At 40.7% G+C, this 16976-nt stretch carries 17 protein-coding genes; all 17 read right to left on the bottom strand.

The window, feature by feature from the left end; all coding sequences use genetic code 11:
- Nucleotides 1–205: 205 nt before the first annotated feature.
- Nucleotides 206–1834: a long-chain fatty acid--CoA ligase gene (locus tag C9J35_RS14710; RefSeq protein WP_107925107.1), complete on the bottom strand. Its 1629-nt coding sequence runs from the start codon at nt 1832–1834 to the stop codon at nt 206–208.
- A 132-nt stretch (nt 1835–1966) separates the two neighbouring features.
- Nucleotides 1967–2734 (bottom strand): 3-hydroxyacyl-CoA dehydrogenase, encoded by a 768-nt coding sequence (locus C9J35_RS14705; protein ID WP_107925106.1) that lies wholly within the window; start codon nt 2732–2734, stop codon nt 1967–1969.
- 14 nt (nt 2735–2748) lie between these two features.
- Nucleotides 2749–3897 carry a thiolase family protein gene (locus C9J35_RS14700; protein ID WP_107925105.1) on the bottom strand — a complete coding sequence of 383 codons (1149 nt, stop codon included), beginning with the start codon at nt 3895–3897 and terminating at the stop codon, nt 2749–2751.
- 355 nt (nt 3898–4252) lie between these two features.
- The gene (ndk, locus tag C9J35_RS14695; protein WP_054768033.1) at nt 4253–4669 is read right to left on the bottom strand and encodes a nucleoside-diphosphate kinase; all 417 of its coding nucleotides are present in this window, start codon (nt 4667–4669) and stop codon (nt 4253–4255) included.
- Nucleotides 4670–4755: 86 nt separating this feature from the next.
- A complete protein-coding gene (hepT, locus tag C9J35_RS14690) occupies nt 4756–5730 on the bottom strand; it encodes a heptaprenyl diphosphate synthase component II (RefSeq protein ID WP_107925104.1) in 975 nt (324 codons plus the stop codon).
- A 19-nt stretch (nt 5731–5749) separates the two neighbouring features.
- A complete protein-coding gene (locus C9J35_RS14685; protein WP_107925103.1) occupies nt 5750–6454 on the bottom strand; it encodes a demethylmenaquinone methyltransferase in 705 nt (234 codons plus the stop codon).
- 14 nt (nt 6455–6468) lie between these two features.
- Nucleotides 6469–7236 carry a heptaprenyl diphosphate synthase component 1 gene (locus C9J35_RS14680; RefSeq protein ID WP_107925102.1) on the bottom strand — a complete coding sequence of 256 codons (768 nt, stop codon included), beginning with the start codon at nt 7234–7236 and terminating at the stop codon, nt 6469–6471.
- Between the two features lie 357 nt (nt 7237–7593).
- Entirely contained in the window at nt 7594–7812 is a 219-nt protein-coding gene (gene mtrB, locus C9J35_RS14675; RefSeq protein WP_054768030.1) for a trp RNA-binding attenuation protein MtrB, read from the bottom strand.
- A 63-nt stretch (nt 7813–7875) separates the two neighbouring features.
- The gene (gene folE / locus C9J35_RS14670; RefSeq protein ID WP_054768029.1) at nt 7876–8445 is read right to left on the bottom strand and encodes a GTP cyclohydrolase I FolE; all 570 of its coding nucleotides are present in this window, start codon (nt 8443–8445) and stop codon (nt 7876–7878) included.
- A gap of 439 nt (nt 8446–8884) precedes the next feature.
- The gene (gene hbs / locus C9J35_RS14665) at nt 8885–9157 is read right to left on the bottom strand and encodes a non-specific DNA-binding protein Hbs (RefSeq protein WP_004232618.1); all 273 of its coding nucleotides are present in this window, start codon (nt 9155–9157) and stop codon (nt 8885–8887) included.
- A 199-nt stretch (nt 9158–9356) separates the two neighbouring features.
- A complete protein-coding gene (gene spoIVA, locus C9J35_RS14660; RefSeq protein WP_107925101.1) occupies nt 9357–10835 on the bottom strand; it encodes a stage IV sporulation protein A in 1479 nt (492 codons plus the stop codon).
- Between the two features lie 94 nt (nt 10836–10929).
- Entirely contained in the window at nt 10930–11709 is a 780-nt protein-coding gene (locus C9J35_RS14655) for a YphF family lipoprotein (RefSeq protein WP_054768028.1), read from the bottom strand.
- Between the two features lie 21 nt (nt 11710–11730).
- Nucleotides 11731–11943: a DUF2768 domain-containing protein gene (locus C9J35_RS14650; protein WP_107925100.1), complete on the bottom strand. Its 213-nt coding sequence runs from the start codon at nt 11941–11943 to the stop codon at nt 11731–11733.
- 269 nt (nt 11944–12212) lie between these two features.
- A complete protein-coding gene (locus tag C9J35_RS14645) occupies nt 12213–13229 on the bottom strand; it encodes an NAD(P)H-dependent glycerol-3-phosphate dehydrogenase (RefSeq protein WP_054768027.1) in 1017 nt (338 codons plus the stop codon).
- A 75-nt stretch (nt 13230–13304) separates the two neighbouring features.
- Nucleotides 13305–14615, bottom strand: a complete 1311-nt coding sequence (der, locus tag C9J35_RS14640) for a ribosome biogenesis GTPase Der (RefSeq protein ID WP_107925099.1) — start codon at nt 14613–14615, stop codon at nt 13305–13307.
- A 250-nt stretch (nt 14616–14865) separates the two neighbouring features.
- The gene (gene rpsA, locus C9J35_RS14635) at nt 14866–16002 is read right to left on the bottom strand and encodes a 30S ribosomal protein S1 (RefSeq protein WP_107925098.1); all 1137 of its coding nucleotides are present in this window, start codon (nt 16000–16002) and stop codon (nt 14866–14868) included.
- 102 nt (nt 16003–16104) lie between these two features.
- On the bottom strand, nt 16105–16779 hold the full coding sequence (gene cmk, locus C9J35_RS14630) for a (d)CMP kinase (RefSeq protein WP_054768057.1): 675 nt from the start codon (nt 16777–16779) through the stop codon (nt 16105–16107).
- Nucleotides 16780–16976 lie beyond the last annotated feature (197 nt).

The following is a 16976-nucleotide window of genomic DNA, read 5'->3' as shown; positions in this document are numbered from 1 at the left end:
TCCACCTTATAGCAAAAAATAGCATGCCAGTGTACCCCTAGCATACTATTCTTTCTTTTAGGACAGCTCCAATATCACCATTGGAAAGCGTCTATATTTGAATATTGCTGATATGTGCATAGGCAGACTCGTTAGCCCTAAGGATGCTAGACGTTGCGACCACCTTCTCTCGCTTACTGGAGTGTTAGAGAACTCGTAAATCAAGTTAAACTTCTACGCGAAAATCTTTTAAATCCTCACGTAGCTTGACCTTCATGAACTTTCCAACCGATGTTTTCGGTACCTCATCTAAAAAGACAACATCATCAGGAATCCATGTTTTATGGAAGTGCTGACATAAGCTAGCAAGAAGCTCCTCTTTGGTAATCGTATCTTTGAACTCCGGCTTCGGCACAACACATGCTAACGGACGTTCAAGCCATTTTTCATGTGGAATGGCGATAACCGCCGCTTCAAATACCTTGTCATGTGACATCAATGCATTTTCAAGCTCAACTGATGAAATCCATTCGCCACCACTCTTTATTAAGTCTTTCGTACGATCGGTAATTTTTATATAGCCATCAGGCGTTACTACTGCAATATCACCGGTGTAAAGCCAGCCGTCCTTAAAGGCTTCTTGTGTGCGCTCATCCTTATAGTATTGCGCCGCTATCCACGGACCTCTTATCGTAATTTCCCCCATTGTTTTACCGTCCCAAGGCACTTCACCATTTTCGTTAACAACTCGCGTTTCAATAAGAGGCACTGTAATCCCCTGCGTCACACGAACATGCATTTTTTCATCGCTTGAATAGTCTTGCATATGTGATAAGTAAGTAGATAAGCTTACAAGCGGTGATGTCTCCGTCATACCATAGCCTGTATAGTACGGAATCCCCTGCTCCTCCTCAAAGCCACGCACGAGTCCCATTGGCGAGGCAGAGCCACCACAGACAATCGAGCGCAATGATGTTAAATCACGTGGATGACTACGTTGCTCCTGTAATACACCTAGCCAAATTGTCGGCACACCTGCTGTTAATGTCACTTTATACCGTTCAAACAAATCAAGTAAAAGCTGCGGTGTAAACATAGGTCCTGGCAATACTTGAGTCGATCCGAACAGGACACTGGCGAAAGGTAAGCCCCATGCATTTGCATGAAACATTGGCACGACAGGTAGTACGACATCATTTTCGCAAATCGCAATGCTATCAGAAAGCCCAGCAGCCATACTATGGAGCACAATGCTTCTATGCGTATAAACTACACCTTTTGGCATTCCAGTTGTGGCACTTGTATAGCACATACCAGCAGGTGTATTTTCATCTAAATCCTCTGGAAAAGAATAGTCATCACTAGCTTCGGCTAGTAATTCCTCATAAGAAAGTGCATTCGGTAATGGCACACTGTCTAACACTACATGATCCCCCATTACTATAAAATGCTTTACTGTTGTTAGTTTTGCAGCAATCGGCGCCAGTAGTGGCACTAAATTATCATCAATTAATAAAATTTCATCTTCTGCATGATTAATGACATATGCAATATGCTCAGGTGTCAATCGAATATTGATCATATGCAAAACAGCCCCAGCACATGGTACGGCAAAATAAGCCTCTAAATGACGATGATGGTTCCAGGCAAAAGTGCCAACTTTCATACCACGTGCCATCCCAAGTTTTGTGAGGGCAGCCGCTAATTTACGTGTACGTTTTACATATTCTTTGTAGGTAAACTCTTGCATCGTCGTTGTAGGGCTTGTACGAGAATAAATCTTCTTAGCATGAAAAAAACGTTCTGCTCGGTTCAAAAAGCTCGTTAATAATAAAGGTGTGTCCATCATATGCATATTATCGCTCCCTTTCGTTTATACACTTTAAAACGACCAAGGCTGATTGCTACAACTAACCATTATTTTAGTCTTTATGATTTTAGAACTTTCTACGTTTCATCACCACTGATGAGCGATCCTGTTGTTGCCTTATTTCGGTTGCATGCGAATAGCGCCATCAAGACGAATTACTTCACCATTTAACAAGCCATTGTGAATAATACTTTCCACAAGCATTGCATATTCTGATGGTCTGCCCAGTCGCTTCGGAAACGGTGTCATTGAGGCAAGCGCCGTTCTGGCTTGTTCTGGTAACGATCCAAACATCGGTGTCTCGATTAAGCCTGGCGCTATGGTCATCACGCGTACGCCAATATCTGCAAGTTCTCGGGCAATCGGTAAAGTCATCGCTGCAACACCACCCTTCGAGGCACTGTAGGCTGCCTGTCCAATTTGTCCGTCAAAGGCAGCTACGGACGCAGTATTTATTATTACGCCTCGTTGACCATCGTCATTTGCTTGGTTATACTGCATTTTTTCGGCTACAAGGCGAATCACATTAAATGTACCGATTAAATTGACTGCTATTACCTTTTCAAATAAGGCAAGTGCATGTACACCACGTTTTGACAGTACTTTACTGGCATCTGCTATTCCAGCACAGTTTACAGCGACATTAATAGTGCTATATGCCGCTAGAGCCTGCTCCAGTCCCGCTGCTACCTCAACCTCTTTCGTAACATCCACACGTGCATATTGGACATGTTCACCTAGTTCCGCTACGATTGCCTGTCCTCGCTCATCGTTGACATCAAAAATAACAGCTTTGCCCCCTTGTCCTACAATTTTGCGCACTGTCGCTTCCCCTAAACCTGACGCACCACCTGTGACTACTGCTACTACTTTATGACTTTTCAAGTGACTCAGCCCCTTTACAATTTTTCAATAATTGTGGCATTTGCCATGCCCATACCTTCGCAAATTGCGAGCAGACCAAAACGCAAGTTCTCCCGTTCCATCCGATACAGCATCGTTGTTAATAACTTCGTACCAGTTGCACCGAGTGGATGTCCCAAAGCAATAGCGCCACCATCAGGATTCAACTTTGCTGGATCTGCGCCAATTTCATGCAACCAAGCTAACGGTACTGGTGCAAAGGCTTCATTCACCTCATACGTATCGATATCCTCAATTGTCAGTCCTGAGCGCTCGAGTGCTCGTCTTGTGGCTTCGATCGGACCTGTCAGCATAAGTGTTGGGTCAGAGCCTACCACGACCCTTGTAACAATTTTAGCAAGTGGGCGTATGCCGAGCTCTTGCGCCTTGTCTAAGGACATCACCACAACAGCGGAAGCTCCATCACTCATTTGGCTCGCATTGCCAGCTGTGATAACGCCATCCTCTTGAAAGACCGTTTTTAGGCCATTTAATATGTCGACCGTTGTTTCAGCACGCGGTCCTTCATCTTCTGCAAATAATGCTACTGAACCGTCTTCTTGTGTTACCTTTACAGGCATGATTTCCTGTTTAAAATGTCCCGCTTCTATAGCTGCAAGCGCTCGTCTATGACTATCGTAAGCATAAGCATTTAGCTGCTCTTGTGAAAGTTGCCATTGCTGCGCCATTTTCTCAGCGGATAGCCCCTGATGTATAATTGTATAGTTCTCCTGTAAGCGGTTACCTTTGTGCGCATCCATCATATTTGAAAACATCGGTACTCTTGACATACTCTCTACACCACCAGCAATGACGATATCCATATCTCCCGCTAATATAGCCTGTGCCGCAAAATGCATTGCTTGCTGACTAGAGCCACACTGCCGATCGATTGTTACACCGGGCACTGTCTCAGGAAAGCCTGCCATTAATAAAGCGGTACGTGCAATATTGGCTCCTTGTTCAGCAGTTTGCGTAACACAGCCAAAGATGACATCCTCTACCTGCCCTTTATCGATACCCGCACGCTGCACAACCTCCTGCAAGACATCTGCTGCTAAATCGTCTGCACGTACATTTTTTAACGCCCCTTTGCTTCGCCCTATAGCTGTCCGAACAGCTGCTACAATCACTACTTCTCTCATAAAGACCTACCCCTTTGCTGTAACGATTCTCTCAAACCACACTTTGCTTTCATTCAATACGTTAAAGTGTATTTGCATATAAGAAAATATATTCCCCATTATTAAACTAATTAATAATGTTAAATTATCTGAATATTATAGCATTTATTTCACAAGAGTAAGAAGTTTTTAACAAAAATATATGTATTTAGGGTCTAACCTTGATTTGATGGGGGCTATCCGCCACTTCGCTGATTCTATCCGTCACTTCGCCAATTCTATCCGTCACTTGGTCGGGTCTATCCGCCACTTTGCCATTTTTACAATAAAAAAAGCAATCTCAATAAAAATTGAGATTGCTTAATCTATAAGCTAATTAAACTAAATCTTCACCGAAGAATAAACCGATTTCACGCTCTGCAGAAGCAAGAGAGTCAGAACCGTGGATAATGTTGTGAGAAACAGTTGTTGCATAGTCACCACGGATTGTACCTGGGTTAGATTCTTCTGGTTTAGTTGCTCCCATCATTGTACGAGCAAGTTTGATAACGTTTTCGCCTTCCCATACCATAGCGAATACTGGGCCAGAAGTGATGAATTCTACTAATTCACCGAAGAATGGACGTTCAGAATGCTCTGCATAGTGTTTTTCTGCTAATTCTTGTGGAATTACCATTAATTTAGCGCCTTTCATTACAAAACCGCGACGTTCAAAACGATCAACGATGTCACCTACTACTTGACGGTTTACGCCATCTGGCTTAACCATTAAAAAAGTTTGTTCGATTGCCATGTTTAAAACACTCCTTAAATTCGTCTAACAGGTTTTACACCTACCGATAAATATTAACAAAAAATGAGCTTTTGTACAACAAAAAGCTAGAATTTACGCTTGCCCATAAATAAAGCGATGTCACGTAATTTTTTCTTTACGGGATGTTTGGGTAATGCATCTATTTCTTGTAATGCTTTTTTTAAATATTTATCGCTCATTTTATTAGCTTGCGCAATTGCATCAGATTTACGCACATACTGCAACATTTTTTGACGCTCAGGCTCCGTTAACGTACCTGCAAACACTTTCGCTAAATAAGGTTGCATCTGTGGGTCATCTTTTAACAATAAAATCGGTAATGTAATGTTACCTTGCAATAAATCACTACCAGCAGGCTTCCCTAATTCTTTATCTGTTGCCATAATATCTAAGACGTCATCAATAATTTGGAAGCTCATGCCAACAAAATATCCAAAGCGTTTTAAATGGCCCACCGTTTTTGTATCAACGCCTGCTGCCACCGCACCAAGCTCACAACTAGAAGAAATCAGCAAAGCCGTTTTTCGTTTTATCCGTCTGAAATAATCCTTTAATCCCTGATCCAATCTAAATTTATCTTCAATTTGAATGACTTCACCGTTACAAATTTCCACCATCGTACGTGCCAAAATTTGATGCACAAGTGGGTCTTCGAGCTTCGTAATATATTCAAGTGCACGAGCAAAAATAAAATCGCCCGTGTACATCGCTACTCTGTTATTCCACTGCGATTTGACAGTTGGACGCCCTCTTCGCATATCGGAATCATCAATCACATCATCATGCACTAGTGACGCCATGTGAATGAGCTCAAGAGGCACAGCCACATCTTTCATCTTTTCGATATTATAATCGCCAAATTTCGCGCCAAGCAACACAAAAATTGGTCGTATCCGTTTGCCACCAGCTTGTAATAAATGGAGAGAAGCATCATTAATCAAATGTGAAGACGAGTTCACCGCTGTTTCTAATTCTTGTTCGATGATATCTATATCTGATTTCAAATCGGAATAGAGTAGTTTTAACTTCATCTTTTCCACGCGTGAAAACCTTCCCCCATTAACGTACTTTTTTAAAGCCCATATGCATTGCCGCTGCACCACCACTATATGCTTTGTACGTTACTTTTTCTAAACCTGCCTGTCCAAACATTGTCGCTAACTTTTTCATGCCTGGGAAATCATTTGCGGATTCCTGTAACCATGAATATTCTTTAAAGCTTTTCGCAAACATCTTACCGAATAACGGCATAATATATTTAAAATAAAATCGAAATAGTTGTCGATAAACTGGAATCTCAGATTGTGAAGTTTCTAAACACACTACCATTCCACCTGGTTTGACGACACGATGCATTTCTTTTAACACTTGTAAATAATCCGGTACATTACGAAGCCCAAAACCAATCGTCACATAATCAAATGTGTCGTCAGGAAACGGTAATTCCATTGCATTCCCTTGTATTAGCTCAATTTGCGGATAGGGTATTACTTTTTGTTCTCCGACTTTCAGCATGTTTTTACTGAAATCTAAGCCCTTTACTTCACCTTGTTCACCAACAGCCTCTGCTAAGGCGATGGTCCAATCTGCCGTACCACAACAAACATCCAAAGCTTTCGATCCAGGCTTCACGGCCATGCGCTTCATCGTATCATTGCGCCAGCCGATATGCATCTGGAAACTGATAACACCGTTCATTTTGTCATAGCTTTCCGAAATGCTTTCAAATACTTCGTGTACGTGCTCTTCTTTCGATTTAGCCATTTTTAAAACCCCTCTTATCCGTTAGTAGAGGCAATAGATGCCTCTACGCGCGCTTGTAGAGCTTGTTTCACATCATTTTGTAAAAATGATGCTTGGTCTAAAAACTGCAACAACTCTGTTTTTAAGCGCACAATTTTATCTTGCATAACGCTGTTGTAGGTCGCGCCTGCCTGTTTCGCACTTTGTTCAAGCGCTTTACTCATTAATGATATTTGTCCACGTTGGTAAGAAAGCCATTCTCTTTCCAAGCGTAAAATTAATAAGCTCTTTTCTATAATCGGTACATACGCATCAAATGCATAGAGGTCAAAAAACTGCGCAATTAAACCTGATTCAATAGTGCTTATTGAAGAAAACCACTGTTCGACCGTACGTTTTTCTGCCTCATATACTTTAATTTGATGCTCGCAACGTGACACAATGCCTTGTGACAAATTTCGTATTAATGCGACATTTCCCGACATCGCCAAAATTTCATAATAACGACCACTATAAAAGTCTCCAGCTAATACGGTTAACTGCTGTTCTTTTGAAGTGGCATCTAATTCTTTTATATGATCGTGAGCCGCTAGGGCTGCGTACACAATTCCAACAGTAATTGCAGCTTCTCTTTGTTCCTGTTGCCACTCTTCACCATTCAAAAAGGGAACTAACAAGTAAAACAATTGATTTTCATCGAGCACAGGCACCCCTGTGTATTTTTGCAAAGTTCTATGACGAACATCCATGAAAATCTCTGTTTTTAACTGTGCAATTGAATTTTGAATGTATGTTGCATTCATAGACCTTACTCCATTTCACTTTCGAATACGTCAATCATTTTCATGATATAACGCTTGCTTACTGAGTCATTATAGCATAAGCAACGATTCGGAATAAAAAGTTTTCGCTTACCAACATTAACGGGCAGTAGGACGCCCACCACAGAGATGCTGAGAAAGAATGGTAGGAAATCCAACTGCCCGCAATGCCGGATTAAAGACACATACTCGTTTTGTTTTTCCTTGTTGGTTAGTATGTGTGACCACAAAATCTGTGGGCCCCACCTAATCAGCCATTGAAAACCTTGCACGTTTGCAATATTACCATTCACATTGTGCGTTTGAATCCATGGGTGTCAGGTATTCTTCAATGCGACGTTACTTTTTCCCTTCACTATGGATGACACCATGTGCTGTATGGATTTGTGCTTTACCCCGAATTTTCATCGCAGATGTATGATCAGTAAATTGAGCAATCATTACCTCACCTGCATCTAATTTTTCAGAATGATGGAATTTTGTATCCGTCCCACGTGTTAAGCCAATCACATGCACGCCATCTTCTTCTGCTTGTATCACTATATAATCTTGCGCCATCGTCTTTACACTCCTTAAATCCGACAAATTCTTAGTACATCATAACACAATTAGACATGCAATTTAAGACATTTGAATAAATGACAAGACTTCTCTACGTTTTACTTCATCTTCTTGATAAATGCCGCGTGCCACAGAAGTCACTGTTTTCGAACCTGGTTTTTTAAGTCCTCGCATAGTCATACACATATGTTCTGCTTCAATGACCACATAAACACCCTTTGGTGATAGCATTTCCATAATCGTATCAGCTACTGATGACGTAATACGCTCTTGTAACTGTGGACGACGAGCAATCGTTTCCACTGCCCGACCTAACTTACTAAGCCCCGCAACAATGCCATCGTTTGGTATGTAAGCTACATGTGCTTTCCCATAAAACGGCACCAGATGATGTTCGCACATTGAATAAAACGGAATGTCCTTTACAAGTACTAGTTCCTCATGATCCTCATGGAAAACTGTTTTAAAATAATCCTTTGCATCTTCATGTAAGCCACTAAACATTTCTGCGTACATTTTTGCAACACGCTTTGGTGTATCTAGTAGCCCTTCACGGTTTACATCTTCACCAACCGCTTCTAAAATCATCTTAACTGCTTCTTCTATTTTCAATAAATCAACATTCGACATCCGTAAAAACCCTCCTGCATATCAAAACATTACACATTTCTCATTGCATCGTAGCATATCCAAAAGGTAAGCGCAAAATGACTTACTTCATTCACAGCAAAAACAACATCTCTCATTCAATGATGCCCCGGCATCATTGCGTTGGGATTCGGCTTTTGCTTGCACAAAGAACTCCTTTCCGATTCCGTAACATCCACCAGAAGCTTTAATTTCTTTTAGCAGGACACCCGCTGAAAAGTAACTTACAACCCACATTCATCTCACCACTTATAGAGGTGGGAGACTGCTGTACCTGTCGTTACGCTTTCGGTACAAAAAATATTTGCTGACAGAAGTTAAAGTTTGCGTGTAGCACTTTATGTATACATCTACTCATCAAAAAGAGCAGTCTTCATGTTCGTTTACATGAAGACTGCTCTATGTAACTACTAGACGTGTATTATTTTACAGCATCTTTAAGCGCTTTACCTGGTTTGAAAGCAGGTACCTTGCTAGCAGCGATTTCGATTTCTTTACCTGTTTGTGGGTTACGACCTTTACGAGCCGCACGTTCACGTACTTCAAAGTTACCAAAACCGATTAATTGTACTTTGTCACCCTTTGCAAGAGCATCTTGAATTGTATCAAATACAGCTTCAACTGCTTTAGAAGCGTCTTTTTTTGAAAGACCTGCAGCTTCAGCAACAGAGTTTACTAATTCTGTTTTATTCACACCATTCACCTCCTCTCAAAGGGTCATGAATCAATTCTGTAAAAAGAGTAACACATAGAAAACCGCTACGCAACTGTATTCATCCCTGATTATAACCAAAAAATCATTTTTTCACCCAAAAAACGAAAATAAAAGGACTTTTCGCATAAAAACGAAAAGCCCTAAGATATTTTTTTGCGCTTTATTTTCCTTTTTTTCACTATAAAATAAATGTCACTAAACCTCTTTCACCTTCATTTACCATACGTTCAATTGTTTGACGCATACGTTTTTTAGCTGTTGGTGGCACAGCATTCATTTTATAGCGAATTCCTTCTTTTAACACTTCATGCAAAGGTGTACCAAAAAGTTGTGTTTGCCATAGGGCATCACGATCATGTAAATAAGCATGATTTAAATCCTTAAGTAACTGTTGACTATGGAACTCTGAACCAATAAGCGGTGCAAATTCCGATTCCATATCAACGCGAATAATATGATAGGATGGTGCTTTTGCCTTCATACGCACACCGTAAAAATTATTTTGTTTAATCAATTCTGGTGCGGTTGGCTCAAATTCCTGCATCATCGGCAATGTCACACCATAACCGCTCGAATCTGCTTCGTTAATGGCTTCTTTAAAACGTTTTTGAGCTTCTTTTGCCTCTGCCGCTTCTTTTATGAATAGCAGCCAATCTCGCTTCGTCTCAATCGGCTCATCTAGCCATTCATTGCAAACTGCTTTATACAGTTCTCCTTGCAACGATACCCGAATAACCGCTGTACCTATTCCAGAATCCACGTGTACCACTTCACTTTGATCGATAAAATCAATGGCTTTAAAGGCATCAGAGGCCTGTTGCACATCTCGAATTTTCATCACAGATGACAGCACTTCTTCCATCGAATCGATGAGCGCCACATTTAAAGGGTGAGTTGCATCTAAGACATCCAACCAATCTGGTTTCTCAACCTCAATCGTCCGGATTGGAAATTCGAAAAGTGCCTCTTGTAAAATATACTGAATATCTGATGCACGCATTTGATCAATTGAAATCGCAATAACTGGTACATTATAGCGTTCAAATAATTCATTACGTAGCTGTACAGTTTCTTCCCGTGCTGGCATTTGGCAATTTAACACGATGACAAACGGCTTGCCAATTTCCTTTAACTGATTGACAATTTCCTCTTCGGCCTTTTCTGCGGCATGGCGCTGAATACCATTTACCGTGCCGTCTGTTGTCACGACAATACCGATATTCGCATGATCGCGAATTACTTTATCAGTTCCAATTTTCGCCGCTTCCTGGAAAGGGATTGGCTCTGTATGCCAAGGTGTATGCACAAATTTCGGACCGTTCTCATCCTCATAGCCCTTTGTACCATCAATAACATAACCGACACAGTCTGCTAAACGAATTTGGAATGACATTTCATCTTCGCCGACTGCAATCCGTGTTGCTTGGGCAGGCACAAACTTCGGCTCAGCAGTCATGATGACTGGGCCCGGCGAGCTTTGTGGCAGCTCGTCCTGTGCTCGCATTCTTTCTGTATTATCCACAATATTCGGTAACACTACCGCTTCCATTACTTTTTTTACGAATGTTGATTTACCTACACGTACTGGACCGACAACACCAATATAAACATCGCCATTTGTGCGCTCTGCAATTTCTTTAAATACTGCTTCACTCAAGGTTTCTGCCTCCTTTATCTACGCTTTTTCACTATATGCGAGCAGGCAAATAAATATGAAAAAGCTCCCTACAATTTGTGTAAGGAGCTGTAAATTAATCTGTTTCTGTTTCTGTTTCTTGTGTCGCCTTTGTATCTTCCTGTGCTTTTTGCATGTCTGCTTTATAAGCTTCCATCATAAATGTTGGCTCACCATTTTCATCTACTGTATATGGCACCGAATAGGCAGGCACTACCGGATATTTATCGACAAGAAGCTGACGAATATCATCACCTGGTTTCACTTCAGGCTTGTCTTCTTGTAATAATTGATTTAAATCGATTGAATAGTCAACATGCATTTCGCCATCACCAGTCATAAAAATTGGTAATTCAGCACCTGAATAAGGACTTTTCACGGTTACTTCTGATTCATAGCCTAATTTTTCAAAGTTAATTTGATACACATTATCGGAAATTGAGTCCTTTATCGGCATATATTTTAAACCGATTTTACGAATATTCAACTCACGCATACGCTCTGCGGAGTTTAAATCTACTAATTTAACTTCAGCCGTATTCTCAGGATCCCAAATTATATATTGATAGATGCCACCTTTTTCATAAGCATTGGCTGGTGTTTGGGCAATATATTTTGGTATTAACTTTTCAAAATCAATGAGATATTTTATATAAATATCTGTGTCCATATCACGATTTTTAATAGGAACAAGGCCACCAGTTGCTTCACGATACTCATTGACAGCTCGTTGTACCGCTGCCAGTTGGTCAACATCTGGCACTTTATTAGCGACTTTTTGATCTTCTGGAAAAGCACAGCCAACTAATAGTACCGCTGCTACCGCCATCAAAAGAAAGGCATTTAGTTTCTTCATGTCATTTACTCCTCCTTATTTTTAAGCTGGCCATGTGGCAACAATAAGTACCATTAAAAATGTACCCAGTCCAAACAGTATGTATGCGATTAAATTTACGATTATCCGTAAAAAACCATTTGAAATCTTATTTCGACCTAAATAAATCAAACCGACTGATACAATCATAAAGCCGATACAATAAAATGATACCCACATTATATCGAGTGCAGGCATATGTGCTAACGGACCCATTCAAGACAACCACCTTTCATCAATGTCACGAGACAATCAACGTATATTATACTATGTGCTTCTGTAAAAATGAAATAGCTGTCCCTTAAGTATCATTAAATGGACAACCTTTTTATTATTGTTAAAGTAGCCATAAATCAAGGAAATTCGCTTTTAGTACAGCATAAAGGCGTCTCAGAAGTATTTCTGAGACACCTTATTTGTGTCCATTTTAAGACGGTAACCATGAAGTTCGCAAAATTACGTGCATTTTTATAATAATATTGTATTCATTGCATCATTTCATCGATTTCCCGCTTTTTGACACGCATCATTAATGCATCGACTGCCACTTTCGGCTCGACATCATTGAAAAGCACGCCATAAAGCTCAGAAGAAATCGGCATCGCCACATCATATTTTTCGGCCAATTGATAGGCTGCTTTCGTTGTTCGTACACCTTCAACCACCATGCCCATTTGCTCCAGTACTTGTGGTAGTTTCATGCCTTTACCCAACATATTACCGGCGCGCCAATTCCGAGAATGCACACTTGTACATGTCACGATTAAATCACCCATGCCCGTAAGTCCTGCAAAGGTAAATGGGTTGCCGCCCATTTTCACACCAAGACGCGTAATTTCAGCAAGACCACGTGTAATAAGTGCTGCCTTTGCATTATCACCATAATTTAGGCCATCTGTAATACCAGCAGCCAATGCTATCACGTTTTTCAATGCGCCGCCCATTTCCACGCCAATCACATCTTCATTTGTATAGACACGGAAAAATTGATTCATAAATAAATCCTGTACCTTTTCCGCAGCCTCGATGTTGGCACAAGCAGCTGTAATCGTTGTTGGGTGGTGCAATACAACTTCCTCTGCATGACTTGGCCCAGAAAGCACTACAATCTCTTCCACAAACTCAGCTGGTAAGCTCTCCGCTAAAATTTCTGAAATACGTTTTAAGGAATCAGGCTCAATTCCTTTCGATACATGAACAAACAACACCTTTTTATCAAGGGTTGCTAGCATCTTTTCACATACTTCACGAATAGCCTTTGTTGGCACAGCCACAATGATTGTAGTGGAATGCGCTACCGCCTGTGCAATATCGCTCGTAGCATGTAGATTCGTTGGTAGCTCCGTTTCAGGTAAATATCTTCTATTCGTATGCTGTTCATTAATTTCTTCTGCCTGGTCGGCTCTATGCGTCCATACAAGCGTATCATGTCCATTTTCAGCCAGTACCATTGCAAGTGCTGACCCCCATGAGCCTGCACCTAACACACAAACTCGTTCCATCCAAAATTCCCCCTTTGTAAAAAGACGCCACCCTACACAAATGTAGGGTTGGCGTACTGTGTGTATGAATATTCGTTAAGCACGCGCTCGTGTGATTAAACGGATTGGCGTTCCTTCAAAATCAAATGTTTCACGAATACGGTTTTCTAAGAAACGTTCATAAGAGAAGTGCATTAGTTCCGTTTCGTTCACAAAGACCACGAATGTTGGCGGTTTAATCGCCACTTGCGTTGTATAATAAAGTCGTAAACGACGCCCTTTATCAGTTGGCGCTGGGTTACGTGCCACAGCATCCTCAATCACCTCATTCAGGATAGATGATTGAATACGCATCGCGTGATTTTCACTTACACGTTGGATTATCGGTAAAATTTGGTGAACTCGTTGTTTCGTATTCGCTGACACGAAAATAATTGGCGCATAGTCCAAGAATAAGAAATGCTCCCGGATTTGTTGTGTATGAACATTCATCGTTTTGTCGTCTTTTTCAATGGCATCCCATTTATTGACAACGATAATAACAGCTTTACCTGCTTCATGTGCATAGCCCGCGATTTTTTTGTCCTGTTCTTGAATGCCTTCTTCTGCATTCAGCACAACTAACACAACATCAGAGCGTTCAATTGCGCGCAATGCACGTAACACTGAATATTTCTCAGTTGTTTCATACACTTTACCTTTTTTACGCATCCCTGCTGTATCAATAATGACATATTCCTGTCCGTCATATTCATAAGGCGTATCAATGGCATCTCGAGTTGTCCCAGCAATGTCACTTACAATCACGCGATCTTGACCTAAGAATGCATTTACTAATGAAGATTTCCCAACATTTGGTCGTCCAATTAAAGAGAATTTAATGACGTCGTCTCCATATTGTTCTTCATCTTCTTGTGGGAAATGCTTCGCGCACTCATCTAATAGATCCCCTAAGCCCAAACCGTGAGAGCCTGAAATTGGCCAAGGTTCGCCAAAGCCAAGTGCGTAGAAATCATAAATCATTTCGCGCATGTCAGGATTATCAATTTTATTTACGGCTAATACGACTGGCTTTTTCGTTTTGTATAAAATTTTAGCGACTTGCTCATCTGCCGCCGTTACCCCTTCACGACCATTTGTCATAAAAATAATAACGTCTGCTTCTTCAATGGCAATCTCAGCTTGTTGACGAATTTGTTCTAAAAACGGCTCGTCTCCAATCTCAATACCACCTGTATCAATAATATTAAAGTCATGTGTTAACCACTCTGCCGAACTATAAATACGATCACGTGTTACGCCTGGAATATCTTCCACAATCGATACACGTTCTCCAACGATACGATTAAAAATCGTCGACTTACCTACGTTCGGACGACCTACGATGGCTACTACTGGTTTCGTCATCTGTACTTCATCCTTCCAACTTCTTGTCTTTCGCTATTATACACGAAAAATGCCATTATATCATATCATATCCATCAAAGGGACCGCTTTTTACGGTTCTAGCCATCTGTTAGGCACTTTTATCCGTCATTTTGGCGTTTTCCGTACCGTTTGGCACCGCTAGTTGCCACTATAGTTATTCTATCCGTCACTTCTGCACTTCTATCAAAAAAAAAGCGAGGATACAATTACGTATCCTCACTAGTACTACTTATTTAAAGTTTTTCAGTTGATCGCCAATGACATCCCCGAACGAGAATCCTGTGTTTTCTTCAGGTAATTCATAGTCGATGACTTCTTCAGCATCTGGATTTTCTAATAAGTCCTTGATGCTTAAGGCAAGACGACCTTCATCTGCATTTACGTCAAGTACCTTGACCTGTACCTCTTGTCCTTCTTTTAATGCTTCATGTGGCGTGTTAATATGCTTATGTGCAATTTGTGAAATATGCACTAAGCCCTCTACGCCTGGTAAAACTTCCACGAATGCACCGAATGAAGTAAGGCGTTTCACTCTGCCATCAAGCACAGTGCCTTTAGCAGCACGTTCTTCGATATTCGACCAAGGTCCAGGAATCGTATCTTTAATCGATAACGAAATACGTTCATTTTCAGAGTCTACAGAAAGCACTTTAACCTGTACTTCTTGTCCTTCTGTTAAAACCTCGCTCACATCACTCACATGCTCATGAGATACTTGTGAAATATGCACAAGCCCATCGATACCACCTAGATCAATAAATGCACCAAATGAGGCTATGCGTTGAACTTTACCATCTAACACATCACCAGCTTTAATTTGGTTAATGACATGTTTCTTCTGAGAAGCTTTTTCTGATTCTACGACTGCACGGTGAGATAAAATTAAACGATTTTTTTCTTTATCTAGCTCAACAATTTTAAAGCTTAAAGATTGACCTTTATAGCCTTCAAAATCATCAACAAAATAATCTTCTACAAGGGATGCCGGAACGAAGCCACGTACTCCTAAATCTACGACAAGACCACCTTTTACAATATCCTTAACTTCCGCTTCAAATACTTCTTCTGAAGCAAATTGTTGTTCAAGTGTGTCCCACGCTTTTAAGGCATCTACTTTACGTTTTGATAATACATAGTTTTCATCTTCAACTTTTGTAATCATCAACTCTAACTCATCCCCAATAGAGATAGCGTCAGACGCTCTTTCAATGTGTAAGCTCGATAATTCACTGATTGGTACGATTCCGTCAAACGGTGCACCTGGAATTGAAACAGTTACTGCTTTTTCATCAACCTGCTCTGCAATACCTTTGACGATATCACCTTCGTTAAACGTTTGTTCTGCATAGTTCATTTCTTCAGACATATGTAACCCTCCTTCGCATCTTCCCTTACTATTTTATTCGATATTGATGACAAAGACAAAAATAAATCCTTTAAATTCAAAAAATGTCTGAAATTTTAGGCTTTATGCCATTTTTGCTTGCACTAATTTTAAAATGGCTTGCGCCGCAGCATCAATTGATAGCTCTGTCGTGTCTAAAAATATCGCATCCTCAGCTTGGATTAGTGGTGACGCTTCACGCTCACTATCCATTTTATCGCGCAAAGCGATTTCCTCTTGCAGCTTTTCAATGGACGACTCAATACCTCGTTTCTCATTATCGATAAAACGACGTCTTGCCCGTTCCTCTACAGTTGCAGACATATAGATTTTTAGTTCTGCATTCTTTAACACATGAGTAGCAATATCACGTCCATCCATTACAACGCCACCATTTGCTGCAAGTTTTTGCTGCTGTGCCACTAATAATTCACGTACTTTGGCATGTGCAGCAACCTGCGAAACAGACGATGTCACCTCGTTAGAACGGATTTCAGCTGACACATTGTCCCCATCTAAAAAGACAAGTTGTCCTTGCGGTGAAGGCTTTAAATCAATCGTGCTAGCTGCTAACATTTCTGCTAATTTTGCTTCATCATCTAAATGTATGTTTTGTTGCATCGCTTTATACGTAACTGCACGATACATTGCACCTGTATCGATATAGGTGAACCCTAGTGATTCTGCAACAATTTTTGCAATTGTACTTTTACCAGCGCCTGCAGGTCCATCAATCGCAATTTGAATGTTTTTTTTCATCTGTGCTTCCCTACTTTCTATCCACCATATTGTATCATAATAACGAAAAAAAGCCCTCTTTGAGAAGAGGGCTTCAGACTGTAGACAAAAGCCATCGAGAAGTTCACTCTCGATGGCTTTTGTCATTTTTCTTTCTCTTTCATTTTTAATATTTGGTAAATTACTGCCGTATCCAACATACTCTTCGAGCATAGATG

It is taken from the genome of Lysinibacillus parviboronicapiens (assembly GCF_003049575.1).
Lineage (GTDB): Bacteria > Bacillota > Bacilli > Bacillales_A > Planococcaceae > Lysinibacillus > Lysinibacillus parviboronicapiens.
This window is presented reverse-complemented; position numbering and strand designations above follow the sequence as displayed.

Coding starts and splice junctions, on each gene's coding strand:
- C9J35_RS14710 (WP_107925107.1), bottom strand. CDS start 1,834: ATGCATATGATGGACACACCTTTATTATTAACGAGCTTTTTGAACCGA.
- C9J35_RS14700 (WP_107925105.1), bottom strand. CDS start 3,897: ATGAGAGAAGTAGTGATTGTAGCAGCTGTTCGGACAGCTATAGGGCGA.
- ndk (WP_054768033.1), bottom strand. CDS start 4,669: ATGGCAATCGAACAAACTTTTTTAATGGTTAAGCCAGATGGCGTAAAC.
- C9J35_RS14685 (WP_107925103.1), bottom strand. CDS start 6,454: ATGGCTAAATCGAAAGAAGAGCACGTACACGAAGTATTTGAAAGCATT.
- C9J35_RS14680 (WP_107925102.1), bottom strand. CDS start 7,236: ATGAATGCAACATACATTCAAAATTCAATTGCACAGTTAAAAACAGAG.
- mtrB (WP_054768030.1), bottom strand. CDS start 7,812: ATGGCGCAAGATTATATAGTGATACAAGCAGAAGAAGATGGCGTGCAT.
- folE (WP_054768029.1), bottom strand. CDS start 8,445: ATGTCGAATGTTGATTTATTGAAAATAGAAGAAGCAGTTAAGATGATT.
- C9J35_RS14655 (WP_054768028.1), bottom strand. CDS start 11,709: ATGAAGAAACTAAATGCCTTTCTTTTGATGGCGGTAGCAGCGGTACTA.
- C9J35_RS14650 (WP_107925100.1), bottom strand. CDS start 11,943: ATGGGTCCGTTAGCACATATGCCTGCACTCGATATAATGTGGGTATCA.
- C9J35_RS14645 (WP_054768027.1), bottom strand. CDS start 13,229: ATGGAACGAGTTTGTGTGTTAGGTGCAGGCTCATGGGGGTCAGCACTT.
- der (WP_107925099.1), bottom strand. CDS start 14,615: ATGACGAAACCAGTAGTAGCCATCGTAGGTCGTCCGAACGTAGGTAAG.
- rpsA (WP_107925098.1), bottom strand. CDS start 16,002: ATGTCTGAAGAAATGAACTATGCAGAACAAACGTTTAACGAAGGTGAT.
- cmk (WP_054768057.1), bottom strand. CDS start 16,779: ATGAAAAAAAACATTCAAATTGCGATTGATGGACCTGCAGGCGCTGGT.